Annotated in this window: 17 protein-coding genes; 1 reads left to right on the top strand and 16 read right to left on the bottom strand. The window is 47.5% G+C overall.

All coding sequences use genetic code 11. The annotated features are described in order from the left end of the window. Nucleotides 1–643 precede the first annotated feature (643 nt). From HQN90_RS06990 to HQN90_RS06980, 3 genes are all read right to left on the bottom strand, one after another. On the bottom strand, nt 644–2,419 hold the full coding sequence (locus tag HQN90_RS06990; RefSeq protein WP_173217039.1) for an ABC transporter ATP-binding protein: 1,776 nt from the start codon (nt 2,417–2,419) through the stop codon (nt 644–646). After that, on the bottom strand, nt 2,416–4,179 hold the full coding sequence (locus HQN90_RS06985; RefSeq protein WP_173217038.1) for an ABC transporter ATP-binding protein: 1,764 nt from the start codon (nt 4,177–4,179) through the stop codon (nt 2,416–2,418). Before HQN90_RS06985 ends, HQN90_RS06990 begins: the two co-directional genes overlap by 4 nt. Nucleotides 4,180–4,400: 221 nt before the next feature. After that, nucleotides 4,401–5,843, bottom strand: coding sequence for a CoA-acylating methylmalonate-semialdehyde dehydrogenase (locus HQN90_RS06980; RefSeq protein ID WP_173217037.1), 1,443 nt, complete (start codon nt 5,841–5,843; stop codon nt 4,401–4,403). 124 nt (nt 5,844–5,967) lie between these two features. Between HQN90_RS06980 and HQN90_RS06975 the strand changes: the two genes are divergently transcribed. Further along, entirely contained in the window at nt 5,968–7,587 is a 1,620-nt protein-coding gene (locus tag HQN90_RS06975; RefSeq protein WP_173217036.1) for a PucR family transcriptional regulator, read from the top strand. On the opposite strand, the gene HQN90_RS06970 is transcribed toward HQN90_RS06975, so the two are convergent. From HQN90_RS06970 to HQN90_RS06910, 13 genes are all read right to left on the bottom strand, one after another. Further along, complete coding sequence (locus tag HQN90_RS06970; RefSeq protein ID WP_173217035.1) at nt 7,584–7,799, bottom strand: hypothetical protein; 216 nt, start codon at nt 7,797–7,799, stop codon at nt 7,584–7,586. The two genes, HQN90_RS06975 and HQN90_RS06970, sit on opposite strands and share 4 nt — an antisense overlap. After that, complete coding sequence (gene hydA / locus HQN90_RS06965; RefSeq protein ID WP_173217034.1) at nt 7,792–9,234, bottom strand: dihydropyrimidinase; 1,443 nt, start codon at nt 9,232–9,234, stop codon at nt 7,792–7,794. Before hydA ends, HQN90_RS06970 begins: the two co-directional genes overlap by 8 nt. A gap of 2 nt (nt 9,235–9,236) precedes the next feature. Beyond that, entirely contained in the window at nt 9,237–10,532 is a 1,296-nt protein-coding gene (gene preA / locus HQN90_RS06960) for an NAD-dependent dihydropyrimidine dehydrogenase subunit PreA (RefSeq protein ID WP_173217033.1), read from the bottom strand. Nucleotides 10,533–10,587: 55 nt separating this feature from the next. After that, nucleotides 10,588–11,952: an NAD(P)-dependent oxidoreductase gene (locus HQN90_RS06955; RefSeq protein WP_173217032.1), complete on the bottom strand. Its 1,365-nt coding sequence runs from the start codon at nt 11,950–11,952 to the stop codon at nt 10,588–10,590. Between the two features lie 18 nt (nt 11,953–11,970). Next, a complete protein-coding gene (locus HQN90_RS06950) occupies nt 11,971–12,852 on the bottom strand; it encodes a nitrilase-related carbon-nitrogen hydrolase (RefSeq protein WP_173217031.1) in 882 nt (293 codons plus the stop codon). Further along, entirely contained in the window at nt 12,849–14,120 is a 1,272-nt protein-coding gene (locus HQN90_RS06945; protein WP_173217030.1) for a M20 family metallo-hydrolase, read from the bottom strand. The genes HQN90_RS06950 and HQN90_RS06945 overlap by 4 nt, the downstream gene beginning before the upstream one ends. 6 nt (nt 14,121–14,126) lie before the next feature. Next, complete coding sequence (locus HQN90_RS06940) at nt 14,127–15,500, bottom strand: aspartate aminotransferase family protein (RefSeq protein WP_246362097.1); 1,374 nt, start codon at nt 15,498–15,500, stop codon at nt 14,127–14,129. A gap of 76 nt (nt 15,501–15,576) precedes the next feature. Continuing rightward, complete coding sequence (locus HQN90_RS06935) at nt 15,577–16,644, bottom strand: ABC transporter substrate-binding protein (RefSeq protein WP_246362096.1); 1,068 nt, start codon at nt 16,642–16,644, stop codon at nt 15,577–15,579. Between the two features lie 82 nt (nt 16,645–16,726). Beyond that, on the bottom strand, nt 16,727–17,599 hold the full coding sequence (locus tag HQN90_RS06930; protein WP_173217028.1) for an ABC transporter permease: 873 nt from the start codon (nt 17,597–17,599) through the stop codon (nt 16,727–16,729). Beyond that, the gene (locus tag HQN90_RS06925; protein ID WP_173217027.1) at nt 17,596–18,411 is read right to left on the bottom strand and encodes an ABC transporter permease; all 816 of its coding nucleotides are present in this window, start codon (nt 18,409–18,411) and stop codon (nt 17,596–17,598) included. The genes HQN90_RS06930 and HQN90_RS06925 overlap by 4 nt, the downstream gene beginning before the upstream one ends. Continuing rightward, entirely contained in the window at nt 18,392–19,204 is an 813-nt protein-coding gene (locus HQN90_RS06920) for an ABC transporter ATP-binding protein (protein ID WP_173217026.1), read from the bottom strand. The genes HQN90_RS06925 and HQN90_RS06920 overlap by 20 nt, the downstream gene beginning before the upstream one ends. Before the next feature lie 844 nt (nt 19,205–20,048). Continuing rightward, nucleotides 20,049–20,969, bottom strand: a complete 921-nt coding sequence (locus HQN90_RS06915) for a tyrosine-type recombinase/integrase (RefSeq protein WP_246362095.1) — start codon at nt 20,967–20,969, stop codon at nt 20,049–20,051. Between the two features lie 133 nt (nt 20,970–21,102). After that, a complete protein-coding gene (locus tag HQN90_RS06910; protein WP_173217025.1) occupies nt 21,103–21,357 on the bottom strand; it encodes a YolD-like family protein in 255 nt (84 codons plus the stop codon). Between the last annotated feature and the right edge of the window lie 15 nt (nt 21,358–21,372).

The raw sequence follows: 21,372 nt of genomic DNA, 5'->3' as shown, positions 1-21,372 counted from the left end.
TAATAACCAATCCGAACGTGATCTACGTATGATTGCCGTTAAGCGGAAAATATCTGGCTGTTTTCGTTCGGAAATAACCCCGGGCTTCTTTGCGACCATCCGAAGTTTTATCTCCACGTTGGTCAAACAAAATCATCCTATTCTTACATCACTGCAATTGGCTTACGTTGGTAATTTCAGCTTTTTTAGTCGGGGTCCTGAGTAGTAACCAATTGTGCAGGCTTTTTATGCATCTCGAGCCTGAAATGGGAAATATGCCAGAAAAAGATGCATTATCGCAGGAATTTGCCTCCAACAGATGAAATCAAGCGAAAAAAGATGCACAATCGCAGGCTTTTCTTCAAAACAGCAGTAACAACATATCTTCAGAACCGCAGCAGCTTATCAAGTTAAAGCTCATGCTTACAATCAACATCAACACTTCACATTGTAGAGGTAGTCTATCTCATACGACATTAATTACCTGCCCTCTTCCGCCTATTAGCACTTTGAAGCCCTTTCCGTCCGTCCGCTCACCTTCCAAATACAGGACTTATTAAACCAGCTGTCCTATCAAATGACTTTTTCCTCGAGTACTTCACATGGCGAAAACAATGAGGACCGCCCTCAAGTAGTTATTCTACTTGTGAGCAGCCCTCTCTTTTTAATCCGTCTGGCGCTCATCACCGTACCACAGCTTCTGGAACGTCTCGCTGCGGAGCAGCAGCTCCTCCGAAGTACCTTCAGCTTCGATGCGGCCATCCTTCATCACGATGATGTGGTCGGCGCGTGTCAGCGCTGTTTTGCGATGCGATACGACCAAGCAAGTCGCATCGGCTCGACGCTGGAACATTCGCTCCCAGAGCTGCTGTTCCGTTTCGACGTCCAGCGCGCTCGACAGGTCGTCGAAGACGTACAGCTCGGCGTCGCGCACGAGCATGCGCGCTGCCGCCGTCCGCTGCGCTTGGCCGCCGGATAGCTTCACCCCACGCGGACCGATGACGGTGTCCAGCCCGCCAGGCAGCTGCGCGACATCGAATTCCATGACCGCCGCGTGAAGGGATTGCTGCAAGCTATCGCCTTGCTCCGCTTGCCCGAGCAAAATATTGTTGCGCAGCGTATCGCTGTAAAGCCGCGGCACCTGCGCGGTGTAGGCGCTCCGCGCAGGTGTAAAGAAGGTGCCCGGGTCTTCGACGGGCACACCATTCCACGCGATCGTCCCCTCACCCTTGGGCAGCAGCCCTAGGAGCGAGCGGACCAGCGTGGTTTTGCCTGACCCTATCGTTCCGGTGACTACCGTGAACGATCCTCTTTTCAAACTAAAGCGGATGTCCGAAATCCCTCTGCCTGTATCGGCATAAGCGTACGTCAGCCCCCGCACATCAAGCTGCTGAAGATGATCTTCACGCTTATCTGTACCCTCGGCCATTGCCGGAAGCGGGCTTCCTGACTTCAAATGCAAAGAATTTACCATCGTAAGAACCTTGGCAGATGCGCCCTGCAATAGGAAGGTCAGCCGTTCCAACGAAACGCTCATCTGCTTAAAATACGTAATAAATTTGCCCACATTCGAAATGAACTGTGTCACAAACGTTAAGTAATAAACAAACAAAGCAAAGTCGCCGACTGTGAAAGTCCCAGCTCTCATTTTGGTCCCAGCTAACAAAAGAATAAGCCCTGTTCCTAGATTGACGGAATTGGAAAAGATCGAATCCAGCACTTCAGTCATCAACCGATCCTTCAGCATCGCTTTTCTCCGATTGTCACCAAAGCTGCGGAATCGTGCGATTACGCGTTCCTCTGCGCCAGCTACTTGAATCGCCTGAACATTGCCGAACATCTCGCTGATTTCGCCAGTTACTTTGGAGGTCGCTTCCCGACTCGCAGCGCGATACTTCTGTAGACGTACCGTTGCGAGCTGCGCAGCCGTGATAACGAAGACGATCGGCATAAACACGAGCAGCGTCATTTGCGCATCAATCCGAATTAAAATATAGCCAGATACGAGTGCAAAGCATGTCATACCGAACACATCTACAGACCAGCTTGCCGCCTCTTCCGACTGATCTACATCATCGCGGAAATGACTGATGGCTTCACCCGGAGACACGGGAATGGCCTGAGCCCCTGGCTGCTTCAGCACATGCTCGAGCAAATTGCGTCGCAGCAGCATCCCCATCCGAAAGCGGAAATTCACATCGGTGATAAAGCCTATGACAATGAGGATAATTCTTCCAACAGCGGCAGCCATGAGCAGAGCAATCAACCCCCATACCCCATAGCCCAGCTTGGAATTTCCTGTTAAAGAATCAAAAAATTCTTTGGTCAGAAGTCCAGGTGCAATTGGTGCTAAATAAATGATCGTCCAGGCGATCGCATTAATGAAATACCGCAGGGGGCGATACATGATAAGCCGCCATAAATACTGATAGGTATTCATACCAATACCTCCTCTAGCCCGGTGGCAAGCAGTTGACTGAAGCGGGAGTTCGGATCTGCGGCTAAGCTTGCCCTTTTGCCTGACTCCAGAATATGGCCACTATCGAGAATTAAAATATGGTCAGCCCGCTGTACCGTTGCCAAGCGATGCGCAATCATGATGCAGGAGCGTTCCGTCAGCAGCTTGGAAACAGCTTTCTCAATGCGCTGCTCGGTCAAGGGGTCCAGTCTGGAGGAAGCTTCATCCATGATGACAAGACCAGGATTGGTTAGAAATACCCGCGCAAAGGCCAAGAGCTGAGCTTCGCCAGCGGACAGGCTTCCTCCGCCCGAGGCCAAATTCGTATCTAAGCCTTCTGGCATCGCCTCATACCAGGCACCAAGTCCAAGTTCCTTCAGCACTTCAATAATCGCTTCATCGGAAATCGACTCATCATAGAACGTTAGATTGTCCCGGATGGTCCCTTGCATAATTTCAATGTTTTGTGTCACCAAAGCTACGCGTTTGCGCAGATCGGACAGCTTGGCGCTTCGGATATCGGTCCCGCCTAGTGCGATAATCCCGGTTTGTGGATCATAGAAACGCAACAGCAGACGAGCCATCGTTGATTTCCCACTCCCCGTTCTTCCAAGTAATCCAAGAACTTCACCAGGTTTCAATACGAAATTCAAACTTTTGAGCGTTGGCTGATCACCATCATAGCTAAATGTTACATCGCGGAATTCAACGCTAAGCGCTCCTTCAGGAATTAACGCGCCAGGACCATCCACGATCTCGGATTGGGTAGCAAATAACTCACGAATGCGAGAAATACTCGCATCTGCTTTTTGCAAATCCTCCATTTGTGTGCGGATTTTCTCGATTGGCTTTGCTAATAGCTCCGTATAGAAAAATATAAGGTAGACGGTTCCGAGAGTGATTTGCTGGTTGTGCCACAAATACGCGCTAATCCCAAAAGCCATCGCATTCCCGAGTGCAAAGACGAAGATCGACATATTCCACATCGCACAAAAACCAAGAAACGCTTTAACTCTGAGCGGCAGCATCTTCCTAAGCATCGTATAGAACCGATTCATAACGAACCCAACGGCGCCATTGGCACGAATATCCTCTGTACCTTCCAAATGTTCCCCAATAAAGCCGTAAAATTCAGCATTGGCCTGCCGCCATTTGGCCCATACGGGAACTGCAAATTTACGGATCCACTGAATCATAAAGACGGCAAAAACGACGAAAAAAGCCATGCCCAACCCGATCAACCAATTTTCCCGAAACAATAAAACAATAATGCCGGCCATCAGCAGCAGATTTCCTAATAAATGAATAATCATACTTGAAAAGAAGTTTGCCAGCGCGTTAACATCCCCATCCACGCGTTCAATGAGTGATCCGGAAGTATGCGATTTATGAAAAGACATGTCAAGTGACAAACAGTGCGCGGCCAAATCGACACGCAGGTTATTTGTCGTTTTCCATCCAACATTTTCACTGAAATAGGTAGCGATTACAGAAACCAATTGTTGAACAAGCGAGAATCCGATAAAGAAAACAGCGGCAGAAATCAACGGCTGCAGCGAGCTTTGCGATTGTGCCGTATCAATGAAATAGCGAATGATTTGAGGGTTTATGAGCTGCAATCCGATCGAAGCAAAAAGCAGAATCGTTAAGAGAACGAGCGTCCCTTTCTGAGGGAACAAATATCGGCTGAGCAGCTCAGAGTATTGCCCCATCGTATTCTTCTTACTTGTTTTGTAATTCATTATGCAGGGTCCTCCAGATATAATTTATGACATTAAATATTCATGCGGTTAAATTGTTTTATTAATGAAAATACAAGGTATTCCCTCCTTTTCCAGTCGTACAGTCAATCATACTAAATTGTCACAAAACCGACAATGTAAGATTTACTTATAATAATTAAATAGCAAAAAGGCCGCAGCTGCCCGCGGTCCTCGTTATCTGGCATTTGCCCTATTTGAAGTTAAAAATAGCGTGACGTGATCATTTTTTTCTTCGTATAAAACTCCACACCATCTTTGCCGTTGGCGTGCAGATCACCATAAAAGGAATCCTTCCAGCCTGAGAATGGAAAGAAAGCCATAGGAGCCGGAACGCCAACATTCACACCAAGCATCCCCGCTTCAACTTCCTCGCGGAATTTCCGCACGGCTTTGGCATTCTCTGTATAGATGACAGCCGAATTGCCAAATCGCGACTGATTGACTAAAGCTAATGCCTCCTCTAAATCAGCGGCGCGAAAGAGTGACAAGACCGGCCCGAAAATCTCTTCCCTCGCAATCGTCATCTCCGGCTCTACATGATCGAAAATGGTTGCTCCAAGAAAATAGCCTTCTCCTCCGTACGCTTCAGCTGTTCGCCCATCAAGAAGCAGCTCAGCCCCTTCTGCCGCACCTTTATCAATAAAAGCCTCGATTCTACTTTTCTGCTCACTTCGAATAATTGGCGTCAGCGTTACTTCTTCGGCCATGCCACTGCCAAGTACCATTCCGGCAGCAGATTGCTGAAGCGACTTTACAAAAGGTTCCGCATCACCGACGATAACTACAGCTGAGCAGGCCATACAGCGTTCTCCAGCGCTTCCGAAGGAAGACATGATAATATTCTCAACCGTTTTCTCGATATGAGCGTCGGGCATGACGATATGATAATTTTTTGCCCCTGCTAATGCTTGCACCCGCTTGCCTGCCGATGAGGCCTTCTCATACACATATTTGGCGATAGGCTGCGAGCCTACAAAGGAAATCGCTTTTACCTTCGATGTCGTTGTTAGCGTATTCACGACATCGTGCGCACCATGTACTACATTAAGCACGCCATCCGGAAGTCCCGCTTCCTGAAACAAAGCGGCCAGCTTCATTGCTGTAAGCGGCGTTCGCTCTGACGGCTTTAATACAAAGGTATTTCCGCACGCGATAGCTAATGGAAACATCCAACAAGGTACCATCATAGGGAAATTAAAAGGTGTAATGCCACCAACTACACCCAGCGGCACACGAAATAACTCCGAATCCATATCAGCCGAAATATTCGCTAAAGTTGTACCCATCATATGCGAAGGTGCGCCTGCCGCAAACTCCACGCACTCGATACCGCGCAGAACTTCACCCAATGCTTCTTTGTAGCTCTTCCCGTTCTCGGCCGTGATGAGTTCTGCCAGCTCTCTCTCATGATCTTGCAAGAGCTGCCAATAGCGAAATAATACACGCGCTCGCTTGGGTACAGGTGTCCGGCTCCAGTCCTCATAGGCTTGCTGCGCAGCATTGACCGCATTTTCCACATCCTCAACGGATGACAAGGGCACCTTTGCCAATATTTCACCTGTTGCTGGATTTATCACATCATTCGTAACTTCACTCGTTGAATCGCGCCAAACCCCATTAATCAGATTCTGCAAGACCTTCATCCTTGTTCATCTCCTAGCTGAAACAAAATTTCCACACAAGTCATTAGACACATTGTATAATAGGTGAAATTACCTTTTCCAAGTTGTGACGTTAACTTTCTTAACATTAAGGTGGTGAATGCCTATGGTTCAGACACTTCTCCAATTAACGGTCCGAGATATTTTACAGCGCCCTTTGTTTCACAAAGCCGAAGCGATCGCAAATGAACAAGCTTTGAATCGCACGGTTCGTTGGGTCCACATTATGGAAGTGCCTCAAGTCGGTCATTTACTCAACGGCAATGAGCTTATTCTTCACACTGGAATCGGTTGGCATGATGACGAGGAACTTAGTATCTCTTTCTTGCAACAGCTCATCGACAGCGGCGCTTCGGGATTATGCATTGAATTAGGCACCTACACGAAGCAGCCGATTGAACGCATGAAGGCATTGGCTCAACGCGAAAGCTTTCCCCTTATCTTTTTTCATGAAGAAGTAAGATATATCGACATTACCCAGGATTTGCACGCTTATTTTATCCATCAGCATCACAAAATGGTCTCCGAACTAGAATTCCTCTCCACCCAGCTGAATCAGCTCCTGCTATCAGGCAAAGGGTTACAGCCGCTTCTAACGCTTTTGCATCAAACAACACAATCGCAAGTTGCCTTTTTCCCGAATGGCGAGCCCGCTCAATTCGTCCCTCCGATGCCTGCGACACAAGCCGCAGCCTTTTATGAGAAATGGATTTGCGGAGAGATGTTCCAACTTCTTGATATCCAAAAAAAGCTGGCACATCGCCCAATTCTTGCCTTGGAAAGACTTTTCGCTGATTTGCTCTTATATAGCGAACAAGAGCTTAGCGAATATCAAGTCCTTGCTCTAGACCGATTCGCCACCGCGATCGCGCAAGAAATGATGCGAACTAGGTATTTGGAAGAGAAAACACGCCACAAGCAAGATCTCTGGATTGCCGATTGGTTGAGCGGTAAACATACGCCTCTTGAAATACGCGAGTATCTGCTGGCACTCAAGCCCACTATGAAGTTAAACCAATTCATCGTATGTGTCTTTGACAGCCTCACAGGCAGATCCACCTTTAAAGAACAGGAAACGCATCTGCTGCAAAAACAAATGGTCGCAAGAGCACTTTTCGAGAGCGAAGGCTTTCATCTGATGCCAACCGTGATCAACGATCTTCTTGTATTTGTTCTCATTGATCAGTTTTCTGCGGCCCCTTTTCAAGATCGAATAGCCAGAGCCATTCAACGCCTTCAAAAGACAGAAATTCATCAGGAAACGTCTGTGTATTCTTACATTTACGGTATCGGCAAAGCAATAAGCGATCCACTGCGTGCCCAGGAGAGTTTCGAGTCAGCCAAAGAAACCATTGCCATCCAGAGGGATATTGGCGTTTTGGCGAAGCCCTTTTATCATGAGCTGCACGTGTATAAAATTCTGATCAAAATGAAACAAAGCGGATCCCTGGAGGCTTTTATTGACGACTATCTAGGCAGCTTGCTAACTTATGATCAGGAAAAAAGCGGCCCATTATTAAAGACACTAAAAGTTTATTTGGCATTAAGCGGGTCTAAACAAGAAACTGCCAAAGCATTGTTCATTGTGAGGCAAACCCTTTACCATCGTCTGGATAAAATAGCTGCCCTGCTTGGCGATGATTATATGCAGCCGCATAAACGAATGGCCATTGAACTCGCTCTATACGGCTACGAATACCTGCATGGACCAGAGCTGACGGATTAAATCTGCGGAGTCTCCTGAGCAATAAGCAAAGTCGCATAGTATTTCCTTGCATTTGCCGTCGTCACATGGACTTGCGCTTGTTCGCCGCCCGGATGTTCAAAGTCGAGCCACGCACCGCTTAGATCCTCTTTAACACGGACGATTTTGAACTTCTGGGCTGCAAATTCATCCAGCTTTTGTTTCTCTGCCTTGAATTGTTCATACTCAGACATGGGTCGCCCCCTTATCAACTATGTCCGCTTTCTCCGGCAGAGCTGTCCGTGATGCTGACGGATACGTCTTTCGCTTCATAAATTGTCCGGCGCCGGGGTTTCCAGCAAACTGCTTATTCTCAATCACATACTCACCTCGAGACAGCACCGTAATGGGCTCTCCCCGCACTTCCAAGCCTTCAAAAGGATTGTAATCGACTTGCATATGATGCGTTTCGACTGACAGAATCCGGGTCACGGCTGGATCAAATATTACGATATCGGCATCGGAGCCGACAGCGATGGTGCCCTTTTTCGGGAATAAGCCAAAAAGTTTTGCGCTTCGCGTAGACACAATATCCACGAATTGATTCAGTGTGATTCTCCCTTTAGTCACGCCTTCCGAATATAAAATGGAGAAACGATCCTCAATACAAGGGCCTCCATTCGGAATTTTGCTGAAATCTCCCAGACCTAGCTCCTTTTGTCCGATAAAATTAAAAGAGCAATGATCAGAGCCCAGTGTCTGAAGCTGCCCATTTTTCAAAGCGGTCCATAACGCCTCTTGATGAAATTGCGGCCGTAGCGGCGGCGACCACACATATTTCGCACCTTCGAAATGAGGTTTCTCCAAATAACTCTGATCCAGCACCAAATACTGTGGGCACGTTTCCCCCCATATATCGACCCCTCGATTACGCGCCTCGGCGATTTGCGCCACCGCTTCCTCACAAGTCACATGCACGACATACAGCTGAGATTCGGCGAGCTCGGTCAGCTTGGCGGCACGCCCTGTGGCTTCTCCTTCAATCAACGATGGACGCGTTAAGGCATGGTAGATAGGGTCTGTGTTCCCTGCTTCAAGAGCTTCTTTAATTAAATAGTCAATCACATCGCCATTTTCCGCATGCACCATAACAAGCGCCCCATGCCGTTTGGCCTCGAGCAGCGTTCGATATAGCGTTCCATCATCGGCTTGAAAGACGTTTTTATAAGCCATAAATACTTTAAGAGAAGTAATCCCTTCCTCATGAATCATAGTCGGCAGCTCTGCAAGCACATCATCGTTGATTTCAGCAATCATCAGATGAAAGCTATAGTCGATTACGGCTTTGCCAGCGGCTTTAGCGTGCCAGGTTTGAACCGACTGACTGAGCGGAACCCCTTTATTCGTCAGGCAAAAATCAATGACCGTTGTCGTCCCGCCGAAAGCGGCAGCTCTTGTGCCGGTCTCAAAATCGTCCGCGGTAACCGTTCCGCCAAAGGGCATGTCGAGATGTGTATGGGGATCAACACCACCAGGGAACACATATCGTCCTTCAGCATCTATGATTTCAGCTCCTTCAAGCATAAGGCTCTGACCGATCTGTGTGATGATCCCGTTTTCAATAAGAATGTCAGCTTGATACTGATCAGCTGCCGTTACTATGATTCCGTTCTTAATGAGTTTGGCCATGGCTAGACCGCCTCCTTGTTGTTGGCTTCTTTACTTTCCGACAGCTTGCTAATAGCCTCCTGTCTCTCATTCCAAGTCATAGGCGCCTCCGTTCCGGCGACTTCCACCATGGAAATCGCTCCCTCCACTGGGCAAACAATCGCACACAGGTTGCACCCTACGCAATCTTCTTCACGAACTTGCAAATAAGACTGGCCGTCGTCCGTCGTCAACATGTCGATGCATTGATGAGACGTGTCTTCACAAGCGATATGGCACTTATTGCAGTTGATGCAAGTATCGTTGTTAATTCGTGCGACGACCGCATAATTCAAATCCAGGTTCCCCCAATCGGAGTAACGCGGAACGGATTTCCCAACCAGCTCAGAGACACTAGCAAGACCTTTTTCATCTAGATAGTTATTCAAGCCGTCAATCATGTCTTCGACGATACGGAACCCATGATGCATGGCTGCCGTGCATACTTGAACACCTGTCGCGCCCATCAGCATAAACTCTACAGCATCTCGCCAATTGGATATTCCGCCAATACCCGAAATCGGTACACCGACTCCAGAGTTCCTTGCACAATCCGCTACCATGTGGAGCGCAATTGGCTTAACAGCGGGCCCGCAATAGCCGCCATGCGATCCCTTGCCACCGACATGAGGAATTGTGTTCCAGGTGTCAATATCTACGCCGGCAAGGGAATTAATCGTATTAATTAAAGAAATTGCATCTGCGCCGCCTCGTACTGCCGCTTTCGCAGTAGTTGTAATATCTGTGATATTTGGGGTCAATTTCACAATGACAGGCGTTTCCGCCGCCTCCTTCGCCCACATGGTTTGCGCTTCAACCAGATCTGGCTGCTGTCCCGAAGCTGCGCCCATTCCACGTTCTGCCATCCCATGCGGACAACCAAAATTCAACTCCAGACCATCAACACCAACCGCCTCAACCTTTTTCACAATCTCATGCCACTTCTCCCTTTTTGGTTCAACCATGAGGGAAACCACAATCGCATGATGCGGAAATCGCTTCTTCGTTTCATAGATTTCTTTGAGATTCACCTCAAGCGGTCGATCTGTAATCAGCTCAATATTATTGAAACCGGCAACCCGCTGCCCATTGAAATGAATAGCTGCAAAACGTGAAGACGTATTAATAATCGGATCACCCAGCGTTTTCCAAACGGCGCCACCCCAGCCAGCTTCAAACGCCCGCTGTACCTGATATCCCGTATTCGTTGGTGGAGCCGATGCCAACCAGAAAGGGTTAGGTGAAACAATGCCTGCAAGATTGATGCGAAGATCTGCCATGCTGCTTCCCTCCAGTTTCATTTAGCTGTCGTTTTAGGCAATTCTTAAGCAGCCGTTAAGCCGATTCATCTTGCAGATGCTGCAATTGCTTGTAAATCGCGTAGGCGGTAAGCTTTCCTTGTTGAGCAGCCGAGACAACCATGGCTTCTCCCTGGCCTTCTCCAAATATGATATCTCCTGCGGCATAAACGTTTGGGTTGGAGGTTTGCCCTGTTTCCGGATTTACTTTCACAGTCCCTCGAATATGAGCAAGCTCAAACTGCTCTATTAAAGAAAAATGCCGCGTTTGCCCAATGGCTTTAATAACCGCATCAATAGGGAGAAGGAACTCAGAGCCTTGGATGGGGATAGGTTGTTTGCGCCCGCTTTCCGACTCCACCAACTCCATTCGGAGACATTCCAACGCTGCAACATGCCCGGCTTCATCCCCGATAATCCGTTTCGGAGCCGTTAACCACTTAAATTCCACACCATCCTGTTTGGCGAAATCAAACTCGAAGTCGTAGGCGGTCATCTCTTCCTGAGTGCGCCGATATACGATCTGCACACTCTCAGCACCTAGTCGAACGGAACAGGTTGCCGCATCGATGGCTGTATTGCCTGCGCCGATGACCGCCACTCGTTTGCCAATAAGCGAAGTATCCAACAACGCCTTGGTTTTCGTAGACGCTACAAAATCAATCGCATCATAAACCCCGTGCAAATCTTCGCCCTCAATACCGAGATTTGGCACTTTGGACATGCCTAAGGCAAGTACGACAGCATCATAATCACGAAGGATTTCATCCGCTTCGATGTCCACGCCAACCTTCGTATTCATTCGGAATTCCACGCCTAATTGCCGGACCTGTTCCACTTCCCAGAGTGAAATCTCTTGAGGCAAGCGAAAAGAAACAATCCCATAGGTGTCTAGTCCGCCAGCCTGCTCTTTCGCCTCAAAAACAGTAACCTTGAAGCCGAAACGGGCAAGCTCGCGAGCTGCGGATAATCCTGCTGGCCCGCTTCCGATGACAGCAACAGATTTCCCGTTGCTTTCACCCGCCTTAAACAATAACTGCTCATTCTGGATAGTCCAGTCGGTGGCATAGCGCTGAAGCTGTCCGATCAGAATAGGCTTGGACGAATGATTGAGGACACAAGCCCCTTCACACAGTTCCTCCGTTGGGCATACGCGTGAACAAGTCGCCCCAACCGGATTGGCCTCCATGATCGTCCGAGCAGAGCCTTTGAGGTTGCCAGAGGCAATTTTTTTAATAAAAGAAGGGATCTCAATCCCTGTCGGACAGGCACGAACGCAAGGTGCATCATAACAAAACAAACAACGATTGGATTCTTCTATCGCCTCTTTGGGCTTCATGCCCGCTTTGACCTCGGTGAAATTTCGTTTCAGATCGGTCAAGGAGATAAATGCCGTCCCCATCTTCCTCCACCTCCGCAGTTATAGACTAGTGATTTGGTCATACGTTTCTGGTCTGCGATCCCGATAAAATTGCCACACATGACGTACTTCACGGATCAATTCTTTATCCATTTCACCAATGACCACTTCGTCTTGATCCCGACTTCCGATTGCCACAATAGTTCCCCGCGGATCGACCAAATAGGACTGACCATAGAACTCTCCCATATTCCAAGGAGCTTCCGTCCCCACACGATTAATAGCCCCAACATAATACCCATTCGCTACGGCATGTGCCGGCTGTTCTAGTTTCCAGAGGTATTCGGAAGTCCCAGCGACTGTAGCAGAAGGATTAAATACGATCTCTGCGCCACCCAAACCTAGCGCACGTGCGCCTTCCGGAAAATGACGATCATAACAGATGTATACGCCAACTTTAGCAAAAGCTGTATCAAATACGGGATATCCCAGATTGCCAGGTTTAAAATAAAACTTCTCCCAGAATCCGCAAGAACCGCCGCCCGCCGCTACGTGCGGGATATGATGCTTCCGGTATTTGCCTAAATAAGCACCATCTGCATCAATGACTGCAGCCGTATTGTAGTACGTTGCAATGCCCTCTCTTTCATAAATCGGCAGCACGATGACAACACCCAGTTCTTTGGCAACCGCTTGAAACAGCAAAGTTGTTGGCCCATTCGGAATTTCCTCTGCCGCATCATACCATCTGGTTGATTGTTCGGAGCAGAAGTAAGGACCATAGAAAATTTCCTGTAAAGAGATGATTTGAGCGCCTTGGGAGGCAGCTTCTCGAACCAGCGTAATATGCTTCTGAATCGCTTGCTCTTTGTGCTTAGTTACGGATTCGTCTCCATGTACATCGTTGGAGGCTTGAATGAGACCGATCTTCACCTTGCTCATAGCGGAAAGCCTCCTTCTGGCGCGGCGATTCGCCTAGCTGCCCGGTATAAAAGTTCCGTCCCCAGTGTGATGTCATTAGGACTTGCATACTCTTTGGGATTATGGCTAATGCCCTCCAGACATCGTACGAAAATCATCCCATAATCACATACGTAGGACATCGTTAGTGAATCATGAAAAGGTCCACTCATCAGCTCCGGAGGCGTTACCCCCATCTCCTTGGCTTCTTTTCGCAAAGTTTCTTTAATCCACTCTGCACAGTAGCGGGGTTCACTGTTGGTATCCTCACGAATGGTATAAGTCAGACCGTGCTCCAGGGATACGTTCTCGATCACGCTTAACAGCTCAGCTTCAAGCTCGTTTCTTCGCATCAAATCAATGTCACGCAAGTCAATAGTGAAACTAACTTTCTCCGGAATGATATTGCGGGAGTCCGGAAACACGGCAAGCGAGCCAACCGTCCCTACGGTGGGTGCACCTGGATTCCGCTGCACGAGTTCATTCAGCGCCACGATAATTTTGGCGCAGCCTAGAAGCGCGTCATGCCGCATGGACATGGGAACCGAGCCTGCATGGCCCGCGAAGCCAGTCAATTCAACCGTGAGCCATAAAGGGCCTGAGATGCCAGTGACAATGCCGATAGGCTCATCCAGCGATTCAAGGACGGGTCCTTGTTCGATGTGCAGCTCCAGAAACGCGCCGATACGGCCTTCTTGAAACGAGTAGCCCTCAAAGCCAGCTGGATCGCATCCAAACTGAATCAAGGCTTCCCGGCGTGTAAGGCCATTTTTGTCCGCCCGGTCCAGTTCATCGGCTTCCAGCTTCCCTGTCATTCCCCGTACACCAAACAATCCTTTGTTGAACCGGCATCCTTCTTCATCGCAGAAAGCAACAACCTCAATATCACCCGCATGAGAAAAACCTTGCTCTGATAAACTTTGAACGACCTCAATAGCTCCAAGCACGCCAATTGCACCATCGTATCGGCCGCCATAAGGCTGTGAATCAATATGAGACCCTAACATTAAGACGGGAGCATCCGGTTGACTCCCTCGCTTTACGCCTACAAGGTTAGCGAAGGGATCGATGAACGCTTCCATTCCCGCCTCTTCCATCCACTCTTTTACAAGCTCAACGCCTTCACGATCCTCCTTGGACAGCGCAAGCCTGCATACGCCTGTTTCCCCGATTCTACCGATCTGCGCAAGTTCCTGAATGCGTGTATGCAATCGTTCCGCGTTAATTTGTGTGTGAGGTAAAGTCGGCAAGACGCTTCATCCTTTCTCTTGATTGATATCAAACACGGCAAGTAAGGTATCAATGATAAAAGCTATATCTTCGTCGGTTGAAGATAACGGCGGACTTAGCGTAAGAATGTTTGCAAAGCCAGGAACCGTATCTCCGTTTTTGCCTATCAGGAGTCCTTTCTGCTTGCAGCTTGCGATAAATGACATTACACGTTCAGCTGTGGCTGGAATTTTCGAAGCTTGATCTTCGACGAGCTCGATCCCCAAGGCAGATCCAAATCGCCGTATTTCTCCCACATTCGGGTGTTCTAGCAGCGGCTGCAATCGCTCTTGAAACATGTTCCCGATGAAGGCAGAGCGTGCAACCAAATTTTCTTTTTCCAAAATCTCGATGTTTTTCAAAGCCACCACACAGGAAACCGGATTGCCGCCGAAGGTGTTAATATGCCGAAAGTGGCTCGTTGTCTCATGAGCTTTGAACGTTTCGTACAACTCAGCTGAAACAGCAGTTGCCGAAAGTGGCGAATATGCGCTTGTCATTCCCTTGGCCATGGTCACAATATCTGGTCTCACTCCGTAATTCAGATGGCCGAATTTCTCGCCAGATCGGCCGAATCCGCAAATCACCTCATCTACGATGAGCAGAACATTATACTTATCACATATGCTGCGAATCGCCGGCAAATACTCGTCCGGTGGAACAAGCACCCCGCCTCCCGTGATGACAGGCTCCATAATAACCCCGGCAACCGAATCCGCTCCCTCCCATACAATCGCATCCTCGATTGCTTTGGCGCATTGCAAGCTGCAGGTTGCTTTGGTTTGGCCAAATGGACAGCGATAACAATACGGCGGCGGCACATGCTGAAATCCTACGCCTAACGGTTCGTACTTGAGCTTGCGCTGTGCTTGCCCCGTAGCGCCTAAGGCTCCCATCGAATTCCCATGATAAGCACGATGCCGGGATATGAACTTATGCTTCGTCGGCTTGCCGTTTTGATGATGATATTGCCTGGCAATTTTGAAAGCGACTTCATTGGCATCCGACCCCGAATTCGAAAAGAAGATTCGATATTCGCCATCCAACCATTCATTTAATTTGGCCGCTAGCTCAATTGCTGGAATATGCGATTGAACGAGTGTGGTATAGGCAATTTTCATCATTTGTTCAGCGGCAGCATCCGCAATTTCTTGTCGTCCATGCCCCACATTCACGCACCATAAGCCGGACATCCCATCCAAATAACGATTTCCATCCACATCCTGCACCCAACTGCCTTCTCCGGAGGCAATGATCATGGGATTCTCATTGTGCGCCGTCATATGATGCCAAACATATTTGCGATCCTTCTCGAGCAGTTGCTCCCTTGACGCCATTTCACCGGTATCCTTCTCAGGCATTGCAGCTTCCCTCCTCAGATGCTGAAAAGCAGGACCGCAGTTATTCGTTACCCACGATCCGCCTTTCTTTAACACTTTACTTCGCGGCCAAAATCGTTGTATCCAGCGCTGCCTTAAGATCAGCCGGTTTCTTGATCAAGCCATATTGCAGCGCGATATCTGCCGTTCTTTTCACCGATTCATCGACGAATGATCCCACTTGGTCGTTAGTAAAACCTTCTGGCTTCACAAGCTTAGCCATCTCCTTCAGCATGGTCGTTTGATGCTGCTTCGTAGTACTTCCAGCGGTTACGCTCTTCATGACGATATCAACAACTTCATCTTGATGCTCAATGGCATAGATCCAGCCCTTCATCGTTGCTCTTACCGCTTTCACCGCGAGGTCGTGGTTCTTGTCGACCCAATCTTTCTTCGCAATCAACGTATCTTCCAGCATCGCAACGCCCGCATCGTCGAAATTAAATACGTTGAGGTCCTCTTCTTTTACGCCGCTTTCAAGCACGACATAATATTCGTTATAAATGGTTGCCGTCGCCACATCCAGTTGATCGCCAAAAAACTGATCCATGGTAAAGCCTTGCTTGACCAATTGAATATCTTTCTTTGGATCAAGCCCGTTTTTCTCCATGAAAGCTAATACTTGAAACTGCTGGCTTCCCATCCATGTCCCGATCTTTTTGTCCTTCATCTTGGCTGGCGTATCAATACCTGTTGATTTCTTGGACAGCAAGCGATAGGAACTTTTCTGCGTTACTTGTGCGACCGATACAAGAGGTAAACCATTGTCACGATTCACCAGCAAGGAATCGAAGCTGGACACGCCTAGATCCACTGCACCGTTGACGACCTGCTGCTCGATAATCACATCCGGTCCACCGGGCACAATGTCGACATCTATCCCTTCATCCTTGTAAAATCCCTTCTCCTTAGCTGCATAAATCCCCGCAAATTGAGCCTGCGGCACCCATTTCAGCTGAATCTTCAGTTTTTTGAGCGGTTCATTCTTGGTTGCACTTGATGTACTGGCTGCGGGTGAAGGGTCGGGCGACATTGAAACTGACTTTTCAGAAGCGCAAGCACTAACTAAACTGACCACGATACTTAAAAGCACAGCTACTCCGACAGTCGGTATTCTCTTTTTCAAACGTACCAATCCTCTCCTATTTTATTTCTATGTGTATATAGATGGAGACATCCCTTGATGCTGTGTTAAATATCAATTTAAATCAGCGTCTTGTGACTGACCAAGGTATACAAGTTCGTTCCAGGAGTTGAATGATCGTGTATAAAAAAATACCTGCTATTGCCGTTATGACGATGCAAGCCCATGCTAAGGGCATGTTCGCGAGGCGAATTTGGTCCGATAGCAAGTAGCCTAAGCCGCGTGAAGCAATAAAAAACTCCCCTACAATGGCGCCAATTATGCTCGTTGACATGTTAATCTTTAGGGCAGAGAAAATAGCGGGCAATGCTTTCGGCAAGCGCAATTTAAGAAATAGCTGCCCTCTGCTGGCCGCATAGGAAGTCATTAACTCCAGATATGTCGACTCGATGGATTGCAGCCCTTTGTATGTACTGACAGCCATTGTAGCCATTGTCATCACTGACACGATACCTATTCTGGAGGCAACTCCATCTCCCAACCAATTGTTCATGATAGGAGCAAGTGCAACGATTGGAATTGCATTCATGGAAGCCAAGATCGTAATCCCCCCCGCTCCAGCTTGAGGCCGATAGGAAGCCGCGACCGCAGCAAGCCAGCCTAACAACGAGCCAATGAGAAATCCCCCAACGATTTCGATTCCTGTATACAACGTGTAAATAAGCAAAATTTCACCATTATCGCTTATGGACCTAACGATGTCCGAAGGAATCGGCAATTGATACCTTTCCAAGCGAAACAAGTAATGGAACCCTTTGAATTGCCAAGCGAGAATAAAAAATAAACCGAATAAATAAGGAAAACTCTTGGAGATTTGCTTGAAAAGTGTGGTTGAGCGGATAACTCCGCCGTTGCTAAGTGTCCCGAAAGATGCTGATTCATCGTTTGAATGAGAAGACAAGGGGGATTGGTCCTTTTTAAGCAAAACTTCCTTCATGTTCCTCCACTCCCGCTTTCTCTAAATTCAGGCTGCCAAGGTGTAAGCCACCGCTCCAGAAGAACAAGCAGGTAGAACGAAACAAGACCGATCGCTATGGATACAAGGACCGTACTCCAGAACATGTACACCTGAGCTGCTCCATAATAAAGTGAGCTAATCATAAGTACGCCAATTCCATTCGGTGCTCCCATTAGCTCAACAATAATAGAAGCTGTAATTGCGAGCGGTGCTGAGATTTTGAGTCCTGCAAATAGCCCCGGCATCGCGGAGGGCAATTTAAGCTTCACGTAGCTGTGCCAAGTTGTAGCAGCCAATGAACGCATAAGCGCGATTTGTTCCGGTTGGACACTATGCAGTCCCCGAAGCATATGGATCGCAACCGGAAAGAATGTCACATATCCTGCCATCATTATTCGAGATAAATCAGGATCATGAAGAATGCCGTACAAAATCGGCGCAAGACCGATGATCGGGATCATTTGAGAAGCAACCATATACGGCGTCAATGTTAATTCAATTGTGTTCGAGAGGCTCATGATTATTGCCAAGCTAATTCCAATAGCTGACCCAATCAGGAAGCCGATGCTCGCATTTCCAAATGTTAATAATCCTTGCTTGATTAAAACTGGCAGATTGTCTTGTAAGGAGATGATGACTTTATGCAAATAAGGAAGCTTCGAATCCGGCAGTTTAACCAGCATAACGGAATGAAGCAGCCAAGCAATAAATTCCCAGAGGAGCAGCAGTAACGCTACCCACACCGCAACAACCGCGCCTTGAGGTGCAGGTTTAGCCAATTTGATTTTCATTGGCGCCACTCTCCTCATAGAAGCAATTTCGAATGGAGGCTGTCATAGCATGAAAGCTTGCAGATTCCCGCATTTGCAGAGAACGTTCTTCGCCAAGTTCGACAGGATGAATCGAGTGAATGCGGCCGGGATGAGCCGATAATACCAATATCCGATTGGATAAGAACACAGCTTCCGGGATACTGTGAGTAACAAAAACGATTGTTTTATTCGTTTTCCTTTTAATTTCAAGCAGCTCGTATTGCAGCTTTTCTTTCGTAAACTCATCTAACGCCGAGAACGGTTCATCCATAAATAAGATAGGCGGGTCCAAAGATAGCGCCCTGGCAATTGCCACTCTTTGCTGCATGCCTCCACTTAATTGCCACGGGTAATAATCCTTGAATTTCATTAATCCGACTGTTTCAAGTAATTGGTCAACCACCGTCCTGTACACTGAACGATCTTGGCCCATTACCTCTAAGGGCAGTTCGATGTTTTCCCGCACTGTTCGCCATTCGAACAGGGTTGGATTCTGAAAGACAATTCCGAACTTTCGACGCAGGCGCACTTCTCGCGGATGCTCCTTCTGGATGATGATTTGCCCGCTGGATGGTTGCAACAGATCGGCCATCAGCCTTAGAAGCGTCGATTTGCCGCACCCTGAGGGTCCAAGCAGGGAAACAAATTCATTCTGATAGACATCGAAGGAGATGTCCTGAAGCACAGTTACCTGCTTCCCTTTCTTGCCGAAGATCATGGAGACGCCATCTACCGAGATTTCCACTTTCTGCTGGGAAAGATCTGAACTCATGGTACCCCTCCTCATATTACCAACGCTCGCGTTATGTAGTTGTCATTAATAATTACTTTATATGTTATATTATATAACTCTATTCGCGATTTGCATTATACAAAGTGTTCTGAAATGCTATTTGCTTATGGACACTATGTAAAATGGTCGTCACGGATATTTGTTAACATATTATATGTTATGTAAACAAAAATATTGGGCTAGGTATTCTTTACGATTCATCTACACTCCTAAATTTAGTCTAACTCTTCATTTTCATACGGTGCGCGCCTCCTCCTCTCAGCTTCAGCCAGAAAAGAACTCATTTATGATCGAAACGGAACTACAGGGCGTTATTCTCACATAAATGGCTGGTTTTCAAGCCCAAGCGGAACTATAGGGTCTTATACCTCCACCTTTCCCACAAAAATGTGACTTTTTGAATAAATAGCGGACCTCAGTTCCTTTTCATCGTCATTCACCTTTATTTTCACGTTTTAACGTATCTGAGTTCCCTCTCACTCCAAAAACGAGATACCTAGACAAACAAAAGAACCCCCCACTCCATTTTCATGGATCTGAAGGTTCCGCTGTTTGTTTTAGAACTAATTGTTTAAAGCTCACTAAACTTTCACTTTGTGGGCTCGCTATGACAACTTCCACTCGCCCTTTAACCTTAGGCTCTGGACAATATAACCTACTCACAATTTCTTCCATCGTGTAGAGCACAAAGCAGCGCTTCAATGATTTATTAGGAGGGGCAGCAGCAATATCCAAAGCATGATACTTGTTAACATATTATTTATTATGTAAACAAAATAACTCCCCTTTTCAAACTCCAGTCCACACCATGCAGCATCCCAAATTAAATCCCCATCCCAACAGGAATAAACGCAGAAACCCGATTCATCGCCTCCTGCTTTTGCTTATCTCCGACATGCGTATATATTTGCGTGGTTTGAATGCTTGCATGACCAAGCAGCTCTTGCAACGTGCGGATATCGGTTCCCGCCAGAACCTGCATGGTAGCAAAGGTATGACGAAGCTTATGACTCGAGACTGACTTGCCTTGGAGCTCAACGTATTGCTTCTTCAGCTCCTCGAAATATTTCTCCGCGATCGTCTGAATCATTCGAATACTAATACGCCGGCCGAATTGGGAAACAAAAAATGGCTGTTCTGCCCCACTCCTTGAGTCGATCCGTTCAGAAAGTGCTCTGTTCAATACCTTCACCAGCTCGTTAGGGAGCGGGATGACTCGCCACTTCCGTCCTTTGCCGAATACTTGCAAGGTGTTTGTTGAACGATTGAAATCTGCGATATTCAGACGGTGTAATTCACTGACCCGTAAACCCGCGTAGCTCATCAAAAGGAACATGGCGACATTCCGAATCTGATACTTCCCTTCAATCGATTGCAAAAATATAGCCAATAATTGCTCACTCAGAAAGGTTGGCAATTGATTTTTCTCAACCTTGGATTTCTTCACATTCAGAGAAGGATTATGCTGCACAATTTGAAGCTCGATCAACGCTGAGAAAAATGTCCGAATCGATGACAAATAGCGATTCCTCGCAGAATCCCCCGCGCCGCCTTGGCGCATTTTCGTCAAAAACCGCATAACATCCAAAGCTTCCATGCTCGCCAATGATTTCTCTACTGAACCCAAAAATAACCGCACATCACCGAGATAAGCTCGTTGCGTTCGTTTGGTGAATCCTTGGTCCTTCATCCAGGAGTCAAAAAGCTCCAAATACTCATCATCGTACTCATATTCTTGCCCCAATCATGTTCACTCCGTTCGTTACAATCTAAGTTGCGTTAAATATAGATTTAGTGCAATTTTTTGAGCGGGTTAAATCTGCTAAAAAGCACTTATCCCGTTATCCTGCAAACGGAATAAGTGTCTTCCCGGCTTTTTAATCCCGCGGGTATTCGACTTTCATAATATCCATGAAAGGTACTTTATCTAATTCTCCACTACTCGTTTCCATATGTACGCGTCCTGTTCGAGAATCCATCGTTTTGATGAGACCGCGAACAGTTTCCTCGCGTCCCCATACGGTAAGTACGATTTCCGAATTCTCCATTTTTGCTTCAGACAATTGATTCCCTATCTCTTCGAGTACAAACTCATCCCGAGTTGGTCTTTTTGCTACCTTTGGTTTGGCCATCCTTGTTCCCCCTGA

This window comes from Paenibacillus alba (assembly GCF_013204855.1).
In the GTDB taxonomy this organism is placed as follows: Bacteria; Bacillota; Bacilli; order Paenibacillales; family NBRC-103111; genus Paenibacillus_E; species Paenibacillus_E alba.
This window is presented reverse-complemented; position numbering and strand designations above follow the sequence as displayed.